Genomic DNA, 15,446 nt, shown 5'->3' on the forward strand with positions numbered 1-15,446 from the left:
CACAGGGGTGGGGGCCTCCGCGGCCATAGGGTGGCGAGCCCCTTGCCAGGCCGGGGGAATGGGGTAAGCTTTTACCGAGTATAAGGGGGTGGCGTCCATGCTCACCTTGCCGGAGAAAATCCTCTTCCTCCTCCTCGCGATAGGAAGTCTCTCCTACGCCTACATGGGCTTCCGCCGGGTGTATTTGGCCGTGAGGCGGGGGCGGCCGGAGGACCGGTTTGACCGCCTGCCCGAGCGCCTCGGGCGGGCCCTTTGGCTTACCCTCACCCAGCAGACGGTCTTCAAGCGCCGCCCCCTGGTCTCCCTCCTGCACGCCTTCGTCTTCTACGGCTTCGTCTACTACCTCCTGGTGAACCTGGTGGACCTCCTGGAGGGCTACTTCCCCCTGGAGGCCCAGGGGGGCCTGTGGAACCCCTTCAACCTGGTGGCCGACCTCCTCACCGCCCTCATCCTCGTGGGCATTCTGGGCCTCATGCTCCGCCGCTACCTCGTGGCCCCTAAGGACTTCACCTGGAACCCCCGGGTGCCCCTCCACGAGGGGGTGCGGGCGGGCATCCCCCGGGACTCGGCCATCGTGGGGGCCTTCATCACCTTCCACGTGGGCAGCCGCCTCCTCTCCAAGGCCGCGGGCCTGGCCCAGGCCGATCCCGACCCCTTCCAGCCCGTGGCCAGCCTGCTTGCGGCCCCCCTCGCCGCCCTGACCCCGGAGGCCCTGGCCTTCCTGGAGCACCTCTTCTGGTGGGGGGCGCTGGGGTCCATCCTCCTTTTCCTGCCCTACTTCCCCCGCTCCAAGCACATCCACCTCTTTCTGGCCCCGATCAACCTCGCCTTCCGCAAGGAGGTCCCCGGGGCCCTCGCCCCCCTGGACCTCGAGGCGGAGGTCAACGAGGAGGCCCGCTTCGGCGCGGAAAAGCTGGAGGACCTCTCCTGGAAGCGCCTGCTGGACGCCTACGCCTGCATCATGTGCAACCGCTGCCAGGAGGCCTGCCCCGCCTACACCACGGGGAAGGCCCTGAGCCCAGCCGCCATCCTCATCTCCGAGCGGTACGAGCTGAACGGGATCCTCCAGGACTTCGCCCAAGGGAAGGAGAGCCCCAGGCCCCTCATGGAGTTCGCCCTGAACGAGGAGGCCCTCTGGGCCTGCACCACCTGCCTGGCCTGCGTGGAGGTCTGCCCCGTGGGCAACGAGCCCATGCTCCACATCTTGGACGTGCGCCGGGCCAAGGTCCTCATGGAGGGGGAGTTTCCCGCCCAGCTCAATAGCGCCTTCCGGGGGATGGAGCGCTCCGGCAACCCCTGGGGCATAGGCCAGGACAAGCGCTTGGACTGGGCGGAGGGCCTTAGGGTGCCCACGGTGGAGGAAAAGCCCCACCCCGAGGTCCTCTACTGGGTGGGCTGCGCCCCGAGCTACGACCCCCGGGCCCAGCGGATCGCCCGGAGCATGGCCGAGATCCTGAACGCCAGCAGGGTGGACTGGGCGGTTTTGGGTAGGCGGGAGAAGTGCACCGGGGACGCCGCCAGGCGGGCGGGCAACGAGTACCTCTTCTTCCAGCTCGCCACGGAGAACGTGGAGACCCTAAACGCCGTGGCCCCCAAGACCATCGTCACCACCTGCCCCCACTGCTTCCACACCCTGAAGAACGAGTACAAGGACTTTGGCGGGGAGTACCGGGTGGTCCACCACACGGAGTTCCTCGCCGAGCTCTTGCGCTCGGGCCGGATCCGGGTGGAGGAAGGGACGCGCAAGGCGGTCTTCCACGACCCCTGCTACCTGGGCCGCCACAACGGGGTTTACGAGGCCCCCCGGGAGGCCCTGAAGGGGGCCGGCCTCGAGGTGGTGGACCCCCCGAGGAGCCGGGAGCGGAGCTTCTGCTGCGGGGCGGGTGGGGCCCAGTTCTGGAAGGAGGAGGAGCCCGGGGCCATGCGGGTCTCGGAGAACCGCTACAAGGAGCTTAAGGGGACCGGGGCGGAGGTCATCGCCACCGGCTGCCCCTTCTGCATGGCCATGCTCAACGTAGAGGTGGCCCAGGACGAGAAGGCTCCCGAGGTCTTGGACGTGGCTGAGCTCGTGGCCCGGGGCCTCAAGGCCTAGTGTAGACGGCGTAGACCCGGTACCCCCCCATCCACCCCTCGCCAAAGGCCCTTAAGGAAAGGCCCGGGGGAGGGGTGAGGAGCTCCTTGGGCTCCCAGTAGAAGGGGCTAAAGGGCCTTCCCCGCCTTAAGGCCTCCTTCCGGGAGAAGCCCTCCACCAGGAGGAGCCCCCCGGGGAGGAGAAGGGAGGGGAGGGCCCGGAGGAGAGAGCGGTGCACGTAGTAGGTCAGGACGATGCCGGCGAAGGGGCCCCTGGGGAGGCGCTTTGGGGCGTCTTCGGCCTCGAGGTCCATCGCCAGGAGGGCAAGCCCCGGGGTGCCCGCAAGCCTCCTTAGGGCTTCGGGGCTCCGCTCCACCAGGACCACGGGGTGGCCCCGCCCGAGGAGGTAGCGGGCGTTCCGGCCCAGGCCCCCCGCCAGGTCCAGCACAGGCCCCGGGGGGAGGAAGGGCCCGTAGGCCCGGACCGCGAAGGCCGGGGGGCGGTCCCCCTGGGCCTCCCGGTAGAAGGCGTCCCAGTCCTTAGGCATGGCGCCGGAAGGCGAGGAGGCTCCCCAGGGCCAGGATGAGGAGGGTGCCTCCCCAGAAGACCGCCTTGGGGAGTTCCAGGGCCAGCTCAGGGCGGTGGAGGAGGTGGGCGAGGGTGCCCTCCCCCTCGAGGAGGAGCTTGAACCCCGCCCAGCCCACCAGGGCGTAGGCCACCCGCTCCAGGCCCGGGTAGCGCTCCATGAGGGCCACCACCGAGCCCGCCAGAAGGCGGATGAAGAGGATCCCGAGGGCCACCCCCGAAAAGACCAGGAGAAGGTCCTTGGAAAAGGCCACCACCGCCAGGATGGAGTCCACGGCGAAGGCCAGGTCCACCAGGTTGATGCGCAGGACCGCCCGCCAAAACTCCCTGGCCGTGGCCTCGGGGAGAGGCCTGGCCTCGGGGTGGTCCCGGAAGTGCTGGACCGCCAACTGGAGGAGGTAAAGCCCCCCCAGCACCTGGGCCCACCAGAGCTGGATGAGGTAGACGGCGAAGAGGAGGGCGAGGCCCCTTAGGAGGTAGGCCCCGAGAAGGCCGTACATGAGGGCCCGGGCCCGGAGGTGAGGGGGCAGGGGCCGCACCATCACCGCCAGGACCAGGGCGTTGTCCCCGGAGAGGAGGGCCTCGAGGGCCACCACGGAGAGGAGGACGAGGAGGGCCTCCCCGCTCATGGGCCCCCCAGGAGGTAGCGGAGCCCCGGGGCCAGGGCCTGCTTCCAGGTGACCCAGTTGTGCCCCGAGGGCCTCTCCCGATAGGCGTGGGGGACTTTTCGGTCGGCGAGGAGGGCGGCAAAGCGGCGGTTAGGCGCGAGAAGCCACTCCAAAAGCCCCACCTCCAGGTAGACCCGGGGAAGGCGCTCCGCCTCGGCGTAGCGAAGGAGGAGCCACTCCTCGTCCTGGTGGGCGTCCTTTCCTCCGGGGTGGGCCTTCAGGGCGGGGGAGAGGGCGAGGACCTTGGGGAAGCGCTCCGGGTAGCGCCAGGCCTGCCACAAGGAGAAGAGCCCCCCTAAGGAGGCCCCCACCAGGACCCCTTCCCCCAGGGGGCCGTAGGCCCTTTCCACCTCGGAAAGGATCCGGTGGAACTCCTCCTCGTAGGCCTCGCTGAACCGGTACTCGGTGTTCCGGTCCACGGGCTCCACGAAGACCAGGCGCACCGGGGGGATCTCCCCCGCCTCAAAAAGCGCCCGCGCCACCTTGTGCAACCCCGCGGTGCGGTAGAAGGCCACTCCGTCTTGGGCCACCACCGTGGCCTGGGGATCGGGGCCGGTCTCGGCCACGTAGAAGCGCCTCTCCCCCAGGCGGTGCCGGGCCACCTTGGGCTCCTCCTGGGGCTCGGGCGGGGCCTCGTAGCGGAAGCCGGGAAGCCTTATGGCCCTCGGGTAGCTCCACCAGGGGTTGTCGGCCCTCTCGGGGTTATGGGGGTCGGGGAAGGGCCTTCCCTCCCGGTCCAGGAAGGCGTACTCCACATAGGCTCCCTCGGGGAACTCCAGGGTGAGGGGGCCCGAGAGCGGGATGGGGTTCCTCTCCCAGTCGGTGAAGTCGCCGATGAGGGCATAGGCGCCCTCCGGGGGATAGAAGGTGGCGCTTCTTCGTCCTAGGCGTACCACGGGTATACTCTACCCATGAAGGTCGGCGTGGTGGGCTCGGGGATGGTGGGGAGCGCCGCGGCCTACGCCCTGGCCCTCCTCGGGGGGGTGCGGGAACTGGTCCTCCTAGACCTGGACCGGAAGCGGGCCGAGGCCCACGCCGAGGACATCCTTCACGCCACCCCCTTCGCCCACCCCGTCTGGGCGCGGGCGGGGGAGTATGGGGACCTCGAGGGCGCCCGGGTGGTGGTGATCGCCGCCGGGGTGGCCCAGCGCCCCGGGGAGACCCGCCTACAGCTTCTGGACCGCAACGCCCAGGTCTTCGCCCAGGTGGTGCCGAGGGTTTTGGAGGCGGCCCCCGAGGCCATCCTCCTCATCGCTACCAACCCCGTGGACGTGATGACCCAGGTGGCCTACCGCCTCTCCGGCCTCCCCCCGGGACGGGTGGTGGGCTCGGGGACCATCCTGGACACCGCCCGCTTCCGCGCCCTTCTGGCCGAGCACCTTCAGGTAGCCCCCCAGTCGGTCCACGCCTACGTGGTAGGGGAGCACGGGGACTCGGAGGTCCTCCTCTGGTCCAGCGCCCAGGTGGGCGGGGTGCCCCTTTCCGCCTTCGCCGAGGCTAGGGGGCGGACCCTTTCCCCGGAGGAGCGGGCCCGTATAGACGAGGGGGTCCGCCGGGCCGCCTACCGGATCATCGCCGGGAAAGGGGCCACCTACTACGGCATCGGGGCGGGGCTTGCCCGTTTGGTGCGGGCCATCCTTGCCGACGAGAAGGGGGTCTACACCGTGAGCGCCTTCACCCCCGAGGTGGAGGGGGTCCTGGAGGTGAGCCTTTCCCTTCCCCGCATCCTGGGGGCGGAGGGGGTGGAGGGGACGGTCTACCCCGGCCTGAGCCTCGAGGAGCGGGAGGCCCTGAGGCGGAGCGCCGAGATCCTCAAGGAGGCCGCCTTCGCCCTAGGATTTTAGAGCTTATCCAGCTTAGGGTAGAGAACGAGGAGCTCCTCCTCCGTGAGGGCCTCCCCCTCCTTTTCCGGCGTCCAGGCGAGGTGGAAGGCGAGGAGGGTGAAGGGGGTGCTCCCCGCAAAGGCCAGCAGGACCTCCTTGGCCTTCTCCCGGTCCAGGGGGCCGGGCCTCGGAAGCTCCCCCCGCACGGCGAGGAGGAGGGAGGCCACGAGGTACCGGCCGCCCGGCTCCACCTGGGGCGTGTAGGGGGCTTGTTGCCTCTTCCCCTCAAAGTGGCGGAAGGTCTCCTGGTAGGTGCTCCGGTCCTCCAGCATCCAGGCGTCAAAGAGGGCCAGGACTTCCTCCTCGCTTCCCTCCCTGGCCTCGTAGCTCCCGAAGCGCCAGGCGGGGGCCTCCCTTAGGAGGAGGAGGGCCACCTCGTCCAGGAGGTCGGCCAGGCCCTTGGCCGTGGTGGTGTCAGCCTCTTCCGCCAGCCGCCTCAAGGCCCGCTGCACCTCGGGGCGCACCAGGAGGGCAAGCCTCAGGCGGCCCAGGCTGGCCGAGGGCCCCGCCCCGGCCCGCCCTAGGCCCCGCACCATGAGGAAGGCCGCTAGGGCCAGGCCCGCCAGGACCAGAACCGGGACCAGGCCCAAGCTGCCCCCGCCTCCCGGGTAAACGTAGACCGGGGCCGGGTACGGGCCCGGCAGGGGGTACATGGGGGCAGGCCCCGGACTCATGGGCGGGGGAGGGCTTGGCGCATAGGGCCTTCCCCCCACCCCGCCCCCGCTCTTCTGCCCCAGGCCCAAGCCCAAGAGGAGGAGGACCACCCAGGCCCAAAGCCGCATGGCCTTAGGATAAGGCCTTGTGACCTGGGGCCCTTTGCGCTAAACGGGATTTCGCAGTAAACTTGATACAGGTAGGCTTAGGCTATGGACGCCCAAAGCGAAAGGAGGACAACCATGCTGCCCCAAACCCTGCCCGTCTGCCCTGTGAGGGGGTCGGTCATCTACCCCACCATGGTCATGCCCATTGACGCAGGCCGGCCCATCTCCATCCGGGCCATTGACGAGGCCCTGGCCCGGGAGCGGGTGCTTCTCATCGTGAGCCAGAGGGATAAGGAGGTGGAAAACCCCAAGCCCTCCGACCTCTACGAGGTGGGCACCGCCTGCAACATCCTCAAGATGCGCAAGAACCCGGACGGCTCCGTCCAGGTCCTGGTGCAGGCCTTCGCCCGGGTCCGGGTGGCGGAGTGGCTGGACCTGGGGGACCACCTCGAGGCCCGGGGGGAGGTGATCTCCGACGAGCCCGGGGACCCCATCACCGTGAAGGCCCTGGTGCGGGAGGTGAAGGACCGCTTCCAGGCCCTCCTCAAGGAGGGGAAGTACCTGCCCCCCGAGGTGGCCCAGTTCGTCCTGAACCTGGAGGACCCCTCGCAGCTTGCCGACTACATCGCCTTCCACATGGACTTCCGCCTCGAGGACAAGCAGCGGGTGCTGGAGACCGCAAGCGTGGCGGAGCGGCTGAAGGCGGTCCTCGTCCTTTTGGAGGGGGAGCTCGCCCTCCTGGAGACCCAAAGGCGCATCCAGCAACAGGTCAAGGAGGAGATTGACCGCAACCAGCGGGAGTACTTCCTCCGCGAGCAGATGAAGGCCATCCAGCGCGAGCTCCACGGGGAGGAGGGGGCCGAGGAGGTGGAGGAGTTCCGGAGGAAGCTGGAGGCCCTGGACCTGCCCCCCGTGGTGCGCCAGGAGGCGGAAAGGGAGCTCAACCGGTTTGCCCGCATGCACCCGGACTCCGCCGAGGCCAGCGTCATCCGCACCTACCTGGACTGGATCGTGAACCTCCCCTGGAACACCCGCACCGAGGACAACCTGGACCTGGAAAGGGCCAAGGAGATCCTGGAGCGGGACCACTACGGCCTGGAGAAGGTGAAGGACCGGGTGCTGGAGTTCTTGGCGGTGCGGAGGCTCAAGGCGGAGCGGGCCAAGCGGGGGGAGATCCCGCCCGACGAGGTGAACAAGGGCCCCATCCTCCTCTTCGTGGGGCCGCCGGGGGTGGGGAAGACCTCCATCGCCAAAAGCATCGCCGAGGCCCTGGGGCGGCGGTACGTGCGGGTCTCCTTGGGCGGCGTAAGGGACGAGTCCGACATCCGGGGCCACCGCCGCACCTACATCGGGGCCATGCCCGGGCGGATCATCCAGGGCCTGAGGCAGGCCGGGACCAAGAACCCCGTCTTCCTCCTGGACGAGGTGGACAAGCTGGGCATCTCCTACCAGGGCGACCCGGCGGCGGCCCTCCTCGAGGTTTTGGACCCTGCCCAGAACAAGGAGTTCGTGGACCACTACCTGGGGGTGCCCTTTGACCTCTCCGAGGTGATGTTCATCTGCACCGCCAACTTCCCCCAGAACATCCCCGCCCCCCTCATGGACCGGATGGAGGCCATTGAGTTCACGAGCTACATTGAGCAGGAGAAGCTGGAGATCGCCAAGCGCTACCTCCTGCCGAGGCAGCTAAGGGAAAACGGCCTCGAGGAGGGGCAAGTGGTGGTCACGGAGGCCGCTCTCACCCGCCTCATCACCCACTACACGCGGGAGGCGGGGGTGAGGCAGCTGGAGCGGGAGATCGGGGCCCTCCTCCGGAAGGCCGCCCGCCAGATCCTCGAGGAGGGGAGGAAGCGGATCCGCATCACCGAGCGCGACCTGGAGCGGTACCTCGGCCCGCCCCGCTTCCTCCCGGAGACCGAGGCCCAAAAGCCCCAGGTGGGGGTGGCCACGGGGATGTACTACACCCCCGTGGGCGGGGACATCATGTTCGTGGAGGTCTCCGTGATGCCGGGCAAGGGGAACCTCATCCTCACCGGCCAGCTAGGGGACGTGATGAAGGAGTCGGCCCGGGCCGCCCTCTCCTACGCCAAGCGGAACGCCCTCCGCTTCGGCATCCCCCTGGACCGCTTTGAGAAGAGCGACATCCACATCCACGTGCCCGCGGGGGCCATCCCCAAGGAGGGGCCCTCGGCGGGGGTGGCCATCGTGAGCGCCCTGGTCTCCGCCCTCACCGAGGTGCCGGTGCGCCACGACGTGGCCATGACCGGCGAGATCACCCTCACGGGGAGGGTCCTGCCCATCGGCGGGGTGAAGGAGAAGGTCCTGGGGGCGAGGCGGGCCGGGATCCGGGAGGTGGTCCTGCCCAAGCAGAACGAGCCCGATCTCGCCGACATCCCGCGGCCCCTCAGGCAGAACATGACCTTCCACTTCGTGGAGCACCTGGACCAGGTCCTGGACCTGGCCCTGGTGGGGGGCCTGAAGGCCCTGGAGGCCCGCGCCAAGGCCAGGCGGCCTGCCAGGGGGAAGAAGGAGCTCGTGGCCCACGCCTAAGCGCCGCTTACCCTAGGGCCTCCCGGTAGACCTCCAGGTACTGCGCGGTGATGCGCTCGGGGTGAAAGCGCTCCGCAGCGTACTCCCGGGCCCGCTTGCGCATCTCGGGAAGCCTGGGGCTTTGCAAAAGCTCCAGCACCGCCTCGGCGAAGCCCTCGAGGTCCCCGAGCTCCACGAGCCTGCCCACCTCCGGGGTAATGAGCTCCGGCACCCCGCCCACCGCCGTGGCCACCACCGGGACGCCCGAGGCCAGGGCCTCGAGGGCCGCCTGGCCGAAGGACTCCTCCTCCGAGGCCAAAAGGAACAGGTCCCCCGCCCCCAGCACCTCCTCCGGGTGGGGGGTGGGGGGGTGGAAGGTGACCCATCGGGCCACCCCGAGCTCCTCCGCCACCCGCCTGGCCTCGGCCTCCTCGGGACCCTTGCCCAAAAGGAGAAGCCTCGCAGGAAGCCTCCTTCTTACCTTGGCGAAGGCCCGCACGAGGTCGGGCACCCGCTTGATGGGGCGGAAGTTGGAGGCGTGCACAAGAAGCCACTCCCCCTCCCCGGCGTAAAGCCGCTTGCGCTCGGGCCTTGGGCGGAAGCGCTCCGGGTCCACGGCGTTGGGGATGACGCGGGGCCGTATCCCGAAGGCCTTTTCCGCCTCCTTCGCCAGGGCCCGGCTCACCGCGGTAGTGGCCCGGGCCGCCTGAAGGGCCCGCCTCGTGGGCCCGTGGAAGGAAGGGTCCATGCCCAGCAGGGAAACGTCCGTGCCGTGGAGGGTGTGGACCAGAGGGAAGGCCCCGCCCAGGCCCAGGTAGGCCGCCGCGGCATGGGGGATGGCGTAGTGGGTGTGGACCAGGTCCAGCCCGAGCCTCCTGGCCTCCCGTTCCAGGGTGCCCGCCAGGGAGAGGGTGTAGAGGGGCCCAGGGAAGACGGGGTAGTAGGGGAGGTCCACGGGCACGTAGACCGCGGGGCTTTCCCGCGGGAGCCGAAAGGGCCTTTCCGTGGCGAAGAGGTAGACCCGGTGCCCCATCCGGGCGAGCCTATCCGCCAGCTCCGTGGCCACAATGCCGCTACCCCCAAGCCCCGGGTAGGCCACGAGGCCGAGGCGGAGCCCCTTCACGGGCGGGCACCTGGGGCGAGGGGCGCGCCCCCGTGGCGAAAGCAGGCAAAAACCTTGGCCTGGAGCCCGCGCCGGGTCATGCCCCGAGTTTACCTTAGGGCCCGCGCTCCCAGGAGGAGGAAGAGCAGGTTGGCCCCCCAGGCCCCGAGCTCCGGGGGCAGGGCCCCGATTCCAGCCAGGGAACGCCCCAGGAAGAAGGCCCCGTAGTAGGCCAGGGAGAGGACCACGCTCATCCCCAGGGCGAGTCCGGGGCTTTTCCCGTAGCGGAGGGCCATGGCCGCGGCGAGGAGGACCAGGACCAGGTTGGCCAGGGGCAGGGCGAGCTTGGAGTGGAACTCCAGCCGGGCGCGGTCCCGCTCCAGGGGAGCGAGGAAGGGGTCTCGCATCTTCCGCCAGGCCTCGGAGAGGGAGTCCTGACCGAAGCTGAAGGTGTCGGCGTAGTCGGCGATGGCCCGGGCCCGGGAGAGGTCGGAGGACACCTCCAGCACCTCCCCTTGGCTTGCCGCCCGGAAGACCTTGCGCACCTGGGCGAGGAGGTCCTTGGCCCCCTCGAGGCCAGGCACCTCCCGGAAGTCCACCCGGTAGAGGCGGTAGCCCTTAAGGGTGATGCGCTTATCCTCCCAGCTGCCCCGCTCGGCGAAGAGGAAGGTGCCCACCTCCCCCTGGAAGGCGGTGATCCGCACCCCCACCATCTCCCTGGCCCCCAGGTCAAAGTCCTGGAAGTAGAGGCTTTTCCCCTGGCCGATGGGGATCTGCATGCCCTTGAGGCGGAAGAGGCCCGCCCCTTGGGTATGGATCTCGTCCCACCAGGCTACCCGCACCCGGTTGTTGGCCTCGGGGACCACGTACTCCTGGAGGTAGAGGGCCGCCAGGGAGAGCAGGCCTCCGAGGAGGAGGAGGGGCAGGGCGGCCCGGTACAGGGGGATGCCGGCGGAGAGGAGGGCGAACTGGGCCCCTTCCGCCGCAAGCCTCCCGAAGAGGAGGACGGTGGCCGTGACCAGGGCGATGGGGAAGACCTGCACCAGCACCCCGGGCACGTGGAAGGAGAGCCAGCGGAGGACCTTGGGAATGGGCACCCCTTCCAGCCACCTCGCCCCGGCGTAGAAGAAGCCGAAGAGGAAGACGGCGGTGAGGAAGAGGAGGGCGAGGAAGAGGATAGGGACGCTTTCCTTGAGGAGGTGGCGGTAAAGGGTCATGGGAGGCGCTTGGCGTAGGCCTCGAGGCGCGCCGCCTGGGGCGGGAGCTTGGTGCTGGCCTGGACCTTGCCCCCCAAGAAGCGGAGGTACAGCCGGGCCGAGGCCCCCTGGCCCTTCAGGGTAGCCTTCCCCTCCTGGTAGAGGAAGCTCCCCAGGACCAGGGCCTCCCTGGCCTTCAGGTCGGCCACCAGGGCCTCGGCCTGAAGCCTTGGGCTTTCTGCCTGGACGCCTCCCTTGAGGAGGACCACCTCCTCGGCAAAGAGGGCCAGGGCCTGTTTTGCCCGGAGGTTCTTGAAGTCGGGGTTGCTGAGGGTGAGCCCCGTAAGGCGGGCCTCCTGCCTGGGGATGTCGTGCTCTAGGCTTTCCGCCAGGAAGGTCTCCTTTTGCGAGAGGAGCTCCACCTTCCTGGCCCGCACGAAGCTCCCCTCCTTGTACTCTATGTAGCTCCCTTTGAGGCGGAGGCCGTTCTCGTTGTCGGTGAGGATCCCTCCCTGGGGCAGGGTGGTGACGCCGGTTTCCAGGTCCAGGCGCTGGGGCCCAAAGGGCTCCACGCTGAAGGCGGCGAAGCGGGCGGCCACGGCCAGGCCTAGGAAAAGCCACGGGACAAGGCCCTTCATGCCCCGCACTTTACCCCAGGTTCCTTAGGGCCTGCTGAGGGCGGGGTTTTGGTAGAGTTGAGGCCGTGCGCGTCCTCGCCCTGGGTCTGGCCCTGGCGCCCCTCCTTCCCCCGCTCGCCCTCTTGGCCCCCCTCTTTCTCCCCTGGCTCAAAGGGCTTTCCCCCGGGGCCTTGGGCCTGCTTGCCGCCTACGCCCTTTCCCTCCTCCTTCCCGCCCTCTTCGCCCCTGAGCCCCTCGCCTTCCCTCTTGCCCTGGGGCGGGCCCTCTACGCCCTGGGGCTGGTGGGGGCGGGGGTGGCCTTGGCGCGGCGGGGGGTGGGCTTAAGGCCCCTGGGGTACGGCCTTCTTTCCCTCTACCTCAGCGCCTTCCTCGCCACCTACCTGGCCTTCGGGGACCGGGCCTGGACCGTGCGCCTCATGCACCCCTTCCATAGCCCTGTGGGGCTCGGCCTCATGGGGGCTTTGGGCGTGCTCCTTGCCCTTTACCTCCGCTATCCCCCATTCCTTCGCCTTCTCCTGGGCCTCCTGGGGGGAGCGGTCCTCCTTCTTTCCGGAAGCCGAGGGGGGATGCTCGCCCTCCTCCTGGGCGGGGCGGGGGGGCTCTTCTTCCGGGCCCGGGGGGGGTGGGCCCTGGGGGTGGCCGGGCTTCTCCTCTTCCTGGCCACCTTCCTGGACAACCCCGTCACGGGGCGTTTCCTGGACACCCACCTTTCGGGGCGGGAGGCCCTTTGGCTCCGGGCCTATGAGGTCTATCGGGACCACCCCTGGACCGGGGTCGGGCCCTACCTCCTGGGGGACTACCTGAAGGGCACCCTTCTCGGGAACTGTTTCCTCTTTCCCCTCCTGGAGGCTAGGGGGTTTTCCTGCCCCTCCTGGCTCGTGCCCTTGGGCGGGCTTTGGATCTTCGCCCACAACCACTTCCTCCAGGCCCTGGGGGAAGGGGGCCTTTTCGGGGCCGTGGGGCTTCTTCTCCTCGTAGGGGGGTTTTTGGCCGCGGCCTTTGGCGAGGGGCTCCTTTTTTCCCTCCTCCTCGCCTACCTGGCCATGGGCATGGTGGACAACCCCTTCAGCGTGCCAAGCCCTTTTAGGGGCGAGGTCTTCTTCCTCGTAGGGGGGATGGCCCTGGTCCGGGGCCTGCGCCTTCCCCGGGCCCTGGCCCTGGCCGGGGCCGTGGGGGTGCTTTGGAGCCTGCCCTTCCTCTACCTGGCCACCCGTCCCCCCACCCCGCCCCCGGCCCTGGTCTACCTGGCGGTGCCCCCCGGGGAGGGGGTGGGGCTTATGCGCCTCGAGGGGGCCTCGGGCTACCGGGTCCAGATCTACCTCTGCCAGAAGGGGTGCCAGCGGCTCGGCTGGGAGTGGGACGGGGCCAAGCCCATCGCCTTTCCCCTGCCCGAGGGCCTCGCTCCGGGGCGCTACCGCCTGAGGGTCCTCCTCTTCTCCACCCACCGCCTGGCCCTGAAGCCCCGCTACCTCCTGGAGGAGGAGGTGGTGCGGTGAGGGCCTTCCTGGGCGCGCTGGCCCTGGCCCTGGGGCTTGGGGTGGCCCTTTCCAGCCTCCGGGCGGCCTTTACCCCCCTTCCCCTGGGGGAGGCTCCTTGCAGGCCAGCCCCCTTGCCGGAGCGGGCGGAGCTCTACGCCAGCGGGGCGGTGGAGATCCCCCTATGCCGAAAGGCCTGGCTGGTGCTCCGGCTTCAGGGCACCCCGGCGCGGGGCCACGGCCCCTTGGCCATGGTGGTGGAGGGAAGGCGGGTCCTCTGGCAGGGGGAGGTGCTGGGGATAAAGGAGGTCCGGGTGAGGACCACAGGGCGCGGGGTTCTCGCCCTCGTGTTTCCGAACGACCTTTACCAGCCCCCTGAGGACCGGAACCTGTTCCTCCTCGGGCTCAAGGTGGAGCCCCCCTAGCGGAAGAGGGTGAGCAGGGCCAGGACCGCCCCGATGGCGGTAAAGAGGAGCATGGCCTTGTTGAAGGCGGTGTTGATCTCGGCTTTGACCTCCTGCCGGAGACTTTCCAGCTTGCCCTCTACCACCTGGATGCGTCCCTCTAGCTTGGCTTCCACCTGCCGGATCTGGCTTTCCAGCCTAGTTTCCACCTGCTGTATGCGCTCTTCCAGCCTGGTTTCTACTTGCTGGATTCGCTCTTCCAGCTTAGTTTCCACCTGTTGGAGGCGGCCCTCCAGTTTGGCTTCTACCTGCTGGATCTGGCCTTCCAGCTTGGTTTCCACCTGCTGGATCCGGCCCTCCAGCCTGGCCTCCACACCGCGCACCTCTTCCCGCAGGCCGTCAATCCGGCGGGAGAGGTCCTGGACCAGGGGCGGGAGCACCTGGACGGTGGCCTCCACGATGCCCTCTAGCTTCTCCAGGCGCTCCAGGAGGCGGTCTTCCGGCATGCCCCCATCTTACCGCAGGCTGAGGCCGAAGGAGAACCCAAGCCCCGTAGCCTCGCCGTACTGCCCCTTGAGGACGTTTTGCGCCCTCGCCTCGTAGGCGAAGCACCCATCGTAGTAGCGTAGGGTGAGGCCGTAGCGGCTCAGGCCCCCCTCGCCCACCCCCCCCTCCAGGGCCGCCCAGAAGGCTTGGCAGCAGGCCCGGTTGGGCAGGGGCAGGGCGTAGCCGAGGCGCACCTCCCCGTAGCTTCCCCGCACGTAGGCCAGGCGGAAGGTCCCCAGGGCGCCGTCCCGATACTCTCCCTCCAAGAGGTCCAACCGGTTTCCCAGGGGGTTCTCCAGGGTATAGGCCAGGGCGAAGGGGCCGTAGCCCGCCTTTAGGGAAAGGGTCTGGAACTCGGCCCGTTTCTCGTAGGTGAAGGGCGGGGTGCGGGAGAGGGGCTCGAGGCGCCCGCTAAAGCGGAGGCGGAGGTGGAGGTCGCCTTCCCGGAAGTTTCCCTCTAGGCTTCCTCCTAAGGAAAGGTAGGGCGGGTAGGGGGTGCCGGGGTAGAGGGCGGCGAGGAGGGTGGGGGAGAGGGTGAGGCTAAAGGGGCCCTCCTCTAGGTTGGCGCGGTAGCTCCCCTCGAGGCCCAGGGTGGGGCCCCGGCTCCTTCCCGTCTCCGCGTAGCGCAGGAAGGGGCTAACCGTGAGGCCCTCCAGCCGGAGGGTGGGGGCGTAGCGGGCCTCGAGGCGGGGGGTGTCGGCGTCGGGGGGAGCAGGGGTGAAGGCGAAGAAGGCGTCCTCCACCTGGGCCCGGATCCCGGCGGCGTAGCCCAGCTGCCCCTCGAGGCGCAGACCTCCTTCCCGGTAGCCGAGCCTGAGGGCGGCCTGGGAGGAGGCAAGCCCGGTCCCAAGAAGGGTAAAGGCCCGCTCCCACCGCCCGATCTCCTCCCCAGGCTTGGGCAGGGGGAAGTCCTGTAGCCCCAGGGTGAAGCCCCCGCCCTCGCTCCCCGAGAGGACAAGAGGGTTTCCGAGCTCAGGCCTCCGGTTGGCGTTGGCCCGGGCCTCCCCTATAGGGAGCTCCAGGCCCCAAAGCCCCAAGGAAGCCTCCCCCAGAAGCTCCCCCGTCATCGGGTCAAAGCGGGCCTCCTCCATGCCAAGGCGCACCTCCTCCCCGCAGGGGCAGGGGGTGGCGAGAAACCCCCGGAGCCAGACCTCCCCTTGGGTGAAGCGGGCCTCTTTGGCCCGGACCCGGTAGGCAGGGCTTGCAAGCCAAACCCCTTTGCCCACCAGGGGGTCTTCCAGGCTTACCTCCTCCACCTCAGCCCGAAGCCTTCCCCGCTCAAGCCGCACCCCCTTTAGGGCCCTGCCCTCGAGCCGTTTGGCCTCGAGGCGCCAGCCCGCGGCCTCGCCCTTTAGGCCCGTGCCCTCTAGCCCTTTCCCTTCCCGGTAGCGGAGGAGAGGGGCTTCCAGGTAGAGCCCCTCCCGCTCCAGGCAGGCCCTTCCCTCAAGAACCAGGACCTCGCCGTCGTAACTCAGGTTCTCCCCACCCAGGAGGCCCTCTTCGGTTTCCAGGGTATAGGGCCGTTCCGCGCACGGGCCCGCCCAAGCGGCGCCCAAGAGGAGGACCCAGGCCAGCGCCCGCTTCATGC

General features: G+C 69.4%; 14 protein-coding genes. 5 read left to right on the plus strand and 9 right to left on the minus strand.

Annotation, left to right across the window (positions count from 1 at the left end; all coding sequences use genetic code 11):
- Nucleotides 1-97: 97 nt before the first annotated feature.
- Nucleotides 98-2,092, plus strand: coding sequence for a (Fe-S)-binding protein (locus H531_RS0108115; protein ID WP_022798854.1), 1,995 nt, complete (start codon nucleotides 98-100; stop codon nucleotides 2,090-2,092).
- Here the strand turns inward: H531_RS0108115 and H531_RS0108120 are convergent.
- The 3 genes from H531_RS0108120 to H531_RS0108130 are packed head-to-tail and all read right to left on the minus strand — an operon-like array spanning nucleotide 2,082 to nucleotide 4,220.
- A complete protein-coding gene (locus tag H531_RS0108120) occupies nucleotides 2,082-2,618 on the minus strand; it encodes a class I SAM-dependent methyltransferase (protein WP_022798855.1) in 537 nt (178 codons plus the stop codon). The two genes, H531_RS0108115 and H531_RS0108120, sit on opposite strands and share 11 nt — an antisense overlap.
- Nucleotides 2,611-3,285, minus strand: coding sequence for a TerC family protein (locus tag H531_RS0108125; RefSeq protein ID WP_022798856.1), 675 nt, complete (start codon nucleotides 3,283-3,285; stop codon nucleotides 2,611-2,613). The genes H531_RS0108120 and H531_RS0108125 overlap by 8 nt, the downstream gene beginning before the upstream one ends.
- Entirely contained in the window at nucleotides 3,282-4,220 is a 939-nt protein-coding gene (locus H531_RS0108130) for an alpha/beta hydrolase-fold protein (RefSeq protein ID WP_022798857.1), read from the minus strand. The genes H531_RS0108125 and H531_RS0108130 overlap by 4 nt, the downstream gene beginning before the upstream one ends.
- A 15-nt stretch (nucleotides 4,221-4,235) precedes the next feature.
- Between H531_RS0108130 and H531_RS0108135 the strand changes: the two genes are divergently transcribed.
- Nucleotides 4,236-5,168, plus strand: coding sequence for an L-lactate dehydrogenase (locus tag H531_RS0108135; RefSeq protein ID WP_022798858.1), 933 nt, complete (start codon nucleotides 4,236-4,238; stop codon nucleotides 5,166-5,168).
- Here H531_RS0108135 and H531_RS0108140 read toward each other — a convergent pair.
- Nucleotides 5,165-5,989: a DUF1517 domain-containing protein gene (locus H531_RS0108140; protein WP_022798859.1), complete on the minus strand. Its 825-nt coding sequence runs from the start codon at nucleotides 5,987-5,989 to the stop codon at nucleotides 5,165-5,167. The genes H531_RS0108135 and H531_RS0108140 overlap by 4 nt on opposite strands.
- 114 nt (nucleotides 5,990-6,103) lie before the next feature.
- On the opposite strand from H531_RS0108140, the gene lon reads away from it, so the two are divergent.
- Nucleotides 6,104-8,518 (plus strand): endopeptidase La, encoded by a 2,415-nt coding sequence (gene lon / locus H531_RS0108145; protein ID WP_028490738.1) that lies wholly within the window; start codon nucleotides 6,104-6,106, stop codon nucleotides 8,516-8,518.
- 7 nt (nucleotides 8,519-8,525) lie between these two features.
- On the opposite strand, the gene bshA is transcribed toward lon, so the two are convergent.
- The 3 genes from bshA to H531_RS0108160 all read right to left on the minus strand — a co-directional run bounded on the left by bshA (nucleotide 8,526) and on the right by H531_RS0108160 (nucleotide 11,433).
- Complete coding sequence (gene bshA / locus H531_RS0108150; RefSeq protein WP_022798861.1) at nucleotides 8,526-9,620, minus strand: N-acetyl-alpha-D-glucosaminyl L-malate synthase BshA; 1,095 nt, start codon at nucleotides 9,618-9,620, stop codon at nucleotides 8,526-8,528.
- Between the two features lie 89 nt (nucleotides 9,621-9,709).
- The gene (locus tag H531_RS0108155; RefSeq protein ID WP_022798862.1) at nucleotides 9,710-10,816 is read right to left on the minus strand and encodes an LptF/LptG family permease; all 1,107 of its coding nucleotides are present in this window, start codon (nucleotides 10,814-10,816) and stop codon (nucleotides 9,710-9,712) included.
- Nucleotides 10,813-11,433, minus strand: coding sequence for a hypothetical protein (locus H531_RS0108160; RefSeq protein ID WP_022798863.1), 621 nt, complete (start codon nucleotides 11,431-11,433; stop codon nucleotides 10,813-10,815). Before H531_RS0108160 ends, H531_RS0108155 begins: the two co-directional genes overlap by 4 nt.
- Before the next feature lie 65 nt (nucleotides 11,434-11,498).
- Between H531_RS0108160 and H531_RS0108165 the strand changes: the two genes are divergently transcribed.
- Nucleotides 11,499-12,929, plus strand: a complete 1,431-nt coding sequence (locus tag H531_RS0108165; RefSeq protein ID WP_022798864.1) for an O-antigen ligase family protein — start codon at nucleotides 11,499-11,501, stop codon at nucleotides 12,927-12,929.
- Nucleotides 12,926-13,333, plus strand: coding sequence for a hypothetical protein (locus tag H531_RS0108170; protein ID WP_022798865.1), 408 nt, complete (start codon nucleotides 12,926-12,928; stop codon nucleotides 13,331-13,333). The genes H531_RS0108165 and H531_RS0108170 overlap by 4 nt, the downstream gene beginning before the upstream one ends.
- On the opposite strand, the gene H531_RS0108175 is transcribed toward H531_RS0108170, so the two are convergent.
- Nucleotides 13,330-13,818: a hypothetical protein gene (locus tag H531_RS0108175; protein WP_022798866.1), complete on the minus strand. Its 489-nt coding sequence runs from the start codon at nucleotides 13,816-13,818 to the stop codon at nucleotides 13,330-13,332. The genes H531_RS0108170 and H531_RS0108175 overlap by 4 nt on opposite strands.
- A gap of 9 nt (nucleotides 13,819-13,827) precedes the next feature.
- Entirely contained in the window at nucleotides 13,828-15,444 is a 1,617-nt protein-coding gene (locus tag H531_RS0108180) for a hypothetical protein (RefSeq protein WP_022798867.1), read from the minus strand.
- Nucleotides 15,445-15,446: the final 2 nt, after the last annotated feature.

Origin of the sequence: Thermus islandicus DSM 21543, assembly GCF_000421625.1 — a bacterium.
Classification (GTDB): Bacteria; Deinococcota; Deinococci; order Deinococcales; family Thermaceae; genus Thermus; species Thermus islandicus.

What these genes read in the sequence shown, in the direction of transcription:
- H531_RS0108140 (WP_022798859.1), bottom strand. Translation starts at nt 5,989, where the DNA reads ATGCGGCTTTGGGCCTGGGTGGTCCTCCTCCTCTTGGGCTTGGGCCTG.
- H531_RS0108135 (WP_022798858.1), top strand. Translation starts at nt 4,236, where the DNA reads ATGAAGGTCGGCGTGGTGGGCTCGGGGATGGTGGGGAGCGCCGCGGCC.
- H531_RS0108180 (WP_022798867.1), bottom strand. Translation starts at nt 15,444, where the DNA reads ATGAAGCGGGCGCTGGCCTGGGTCCTCCTCTTGGGCGCCGCTTGGGCG.
- H531_RS0108175 (WP_022798866.1), bottom strand. Translation starts at nt 13,818, where the DNA reads ATGCCGGAAGACCGCCTCCTGGAGCGCCTGGAGAAGCTAGAGGGCATC.
- H531_RS0108115 (WP_022798854.1), top strand. Translation starts at nt 98, where the DNA reads ATGCTCACCTTGCCGGAGAAAATCCTCTTCCTCCTCCTCGCGATAGGA.
- H531_RS0108155 (WP_022798862.1), bottom strand. Translation starts at nt 10,816, where the DNA reads ATGACCCTTTACCGCCACCTCCTCAAGGAAAGCGTCCCTATCCTCTTC.
- lon (WP_028490738.1), top strand. Translation starts at nt 6,104, where the DNA reads ATGCTGCCCCAAACCCTGCCCGTCTGCCCTGTGAGGGGGTCGGTCATC.
- H531_RS0108125 (WP_022798856.1), bottom strand. Translation starts at nt 3,285, where the DNA reads ATGAGCGGGGAGGCCCTCCTCGTCCTCCTCTCCGTGGTGGCCCTCGAG.
- H531_RS0108120 (WP_022798855.1), bottom strand. Translation starts at nt 2,618, where the DNA reads ATGCCTAAGGACTGGGACGCCTTCTACCGGGAGGCCCAGGGGGACCGC.
- H531_RS0108160 (WP_022798863.1), bottom strand. Translation starts at nt 11,433, where the DNA reads ATGAAGGGCCTTGTCCCGTGGCTTTTCCTAGGCCTGGCCGTGGCCGCC.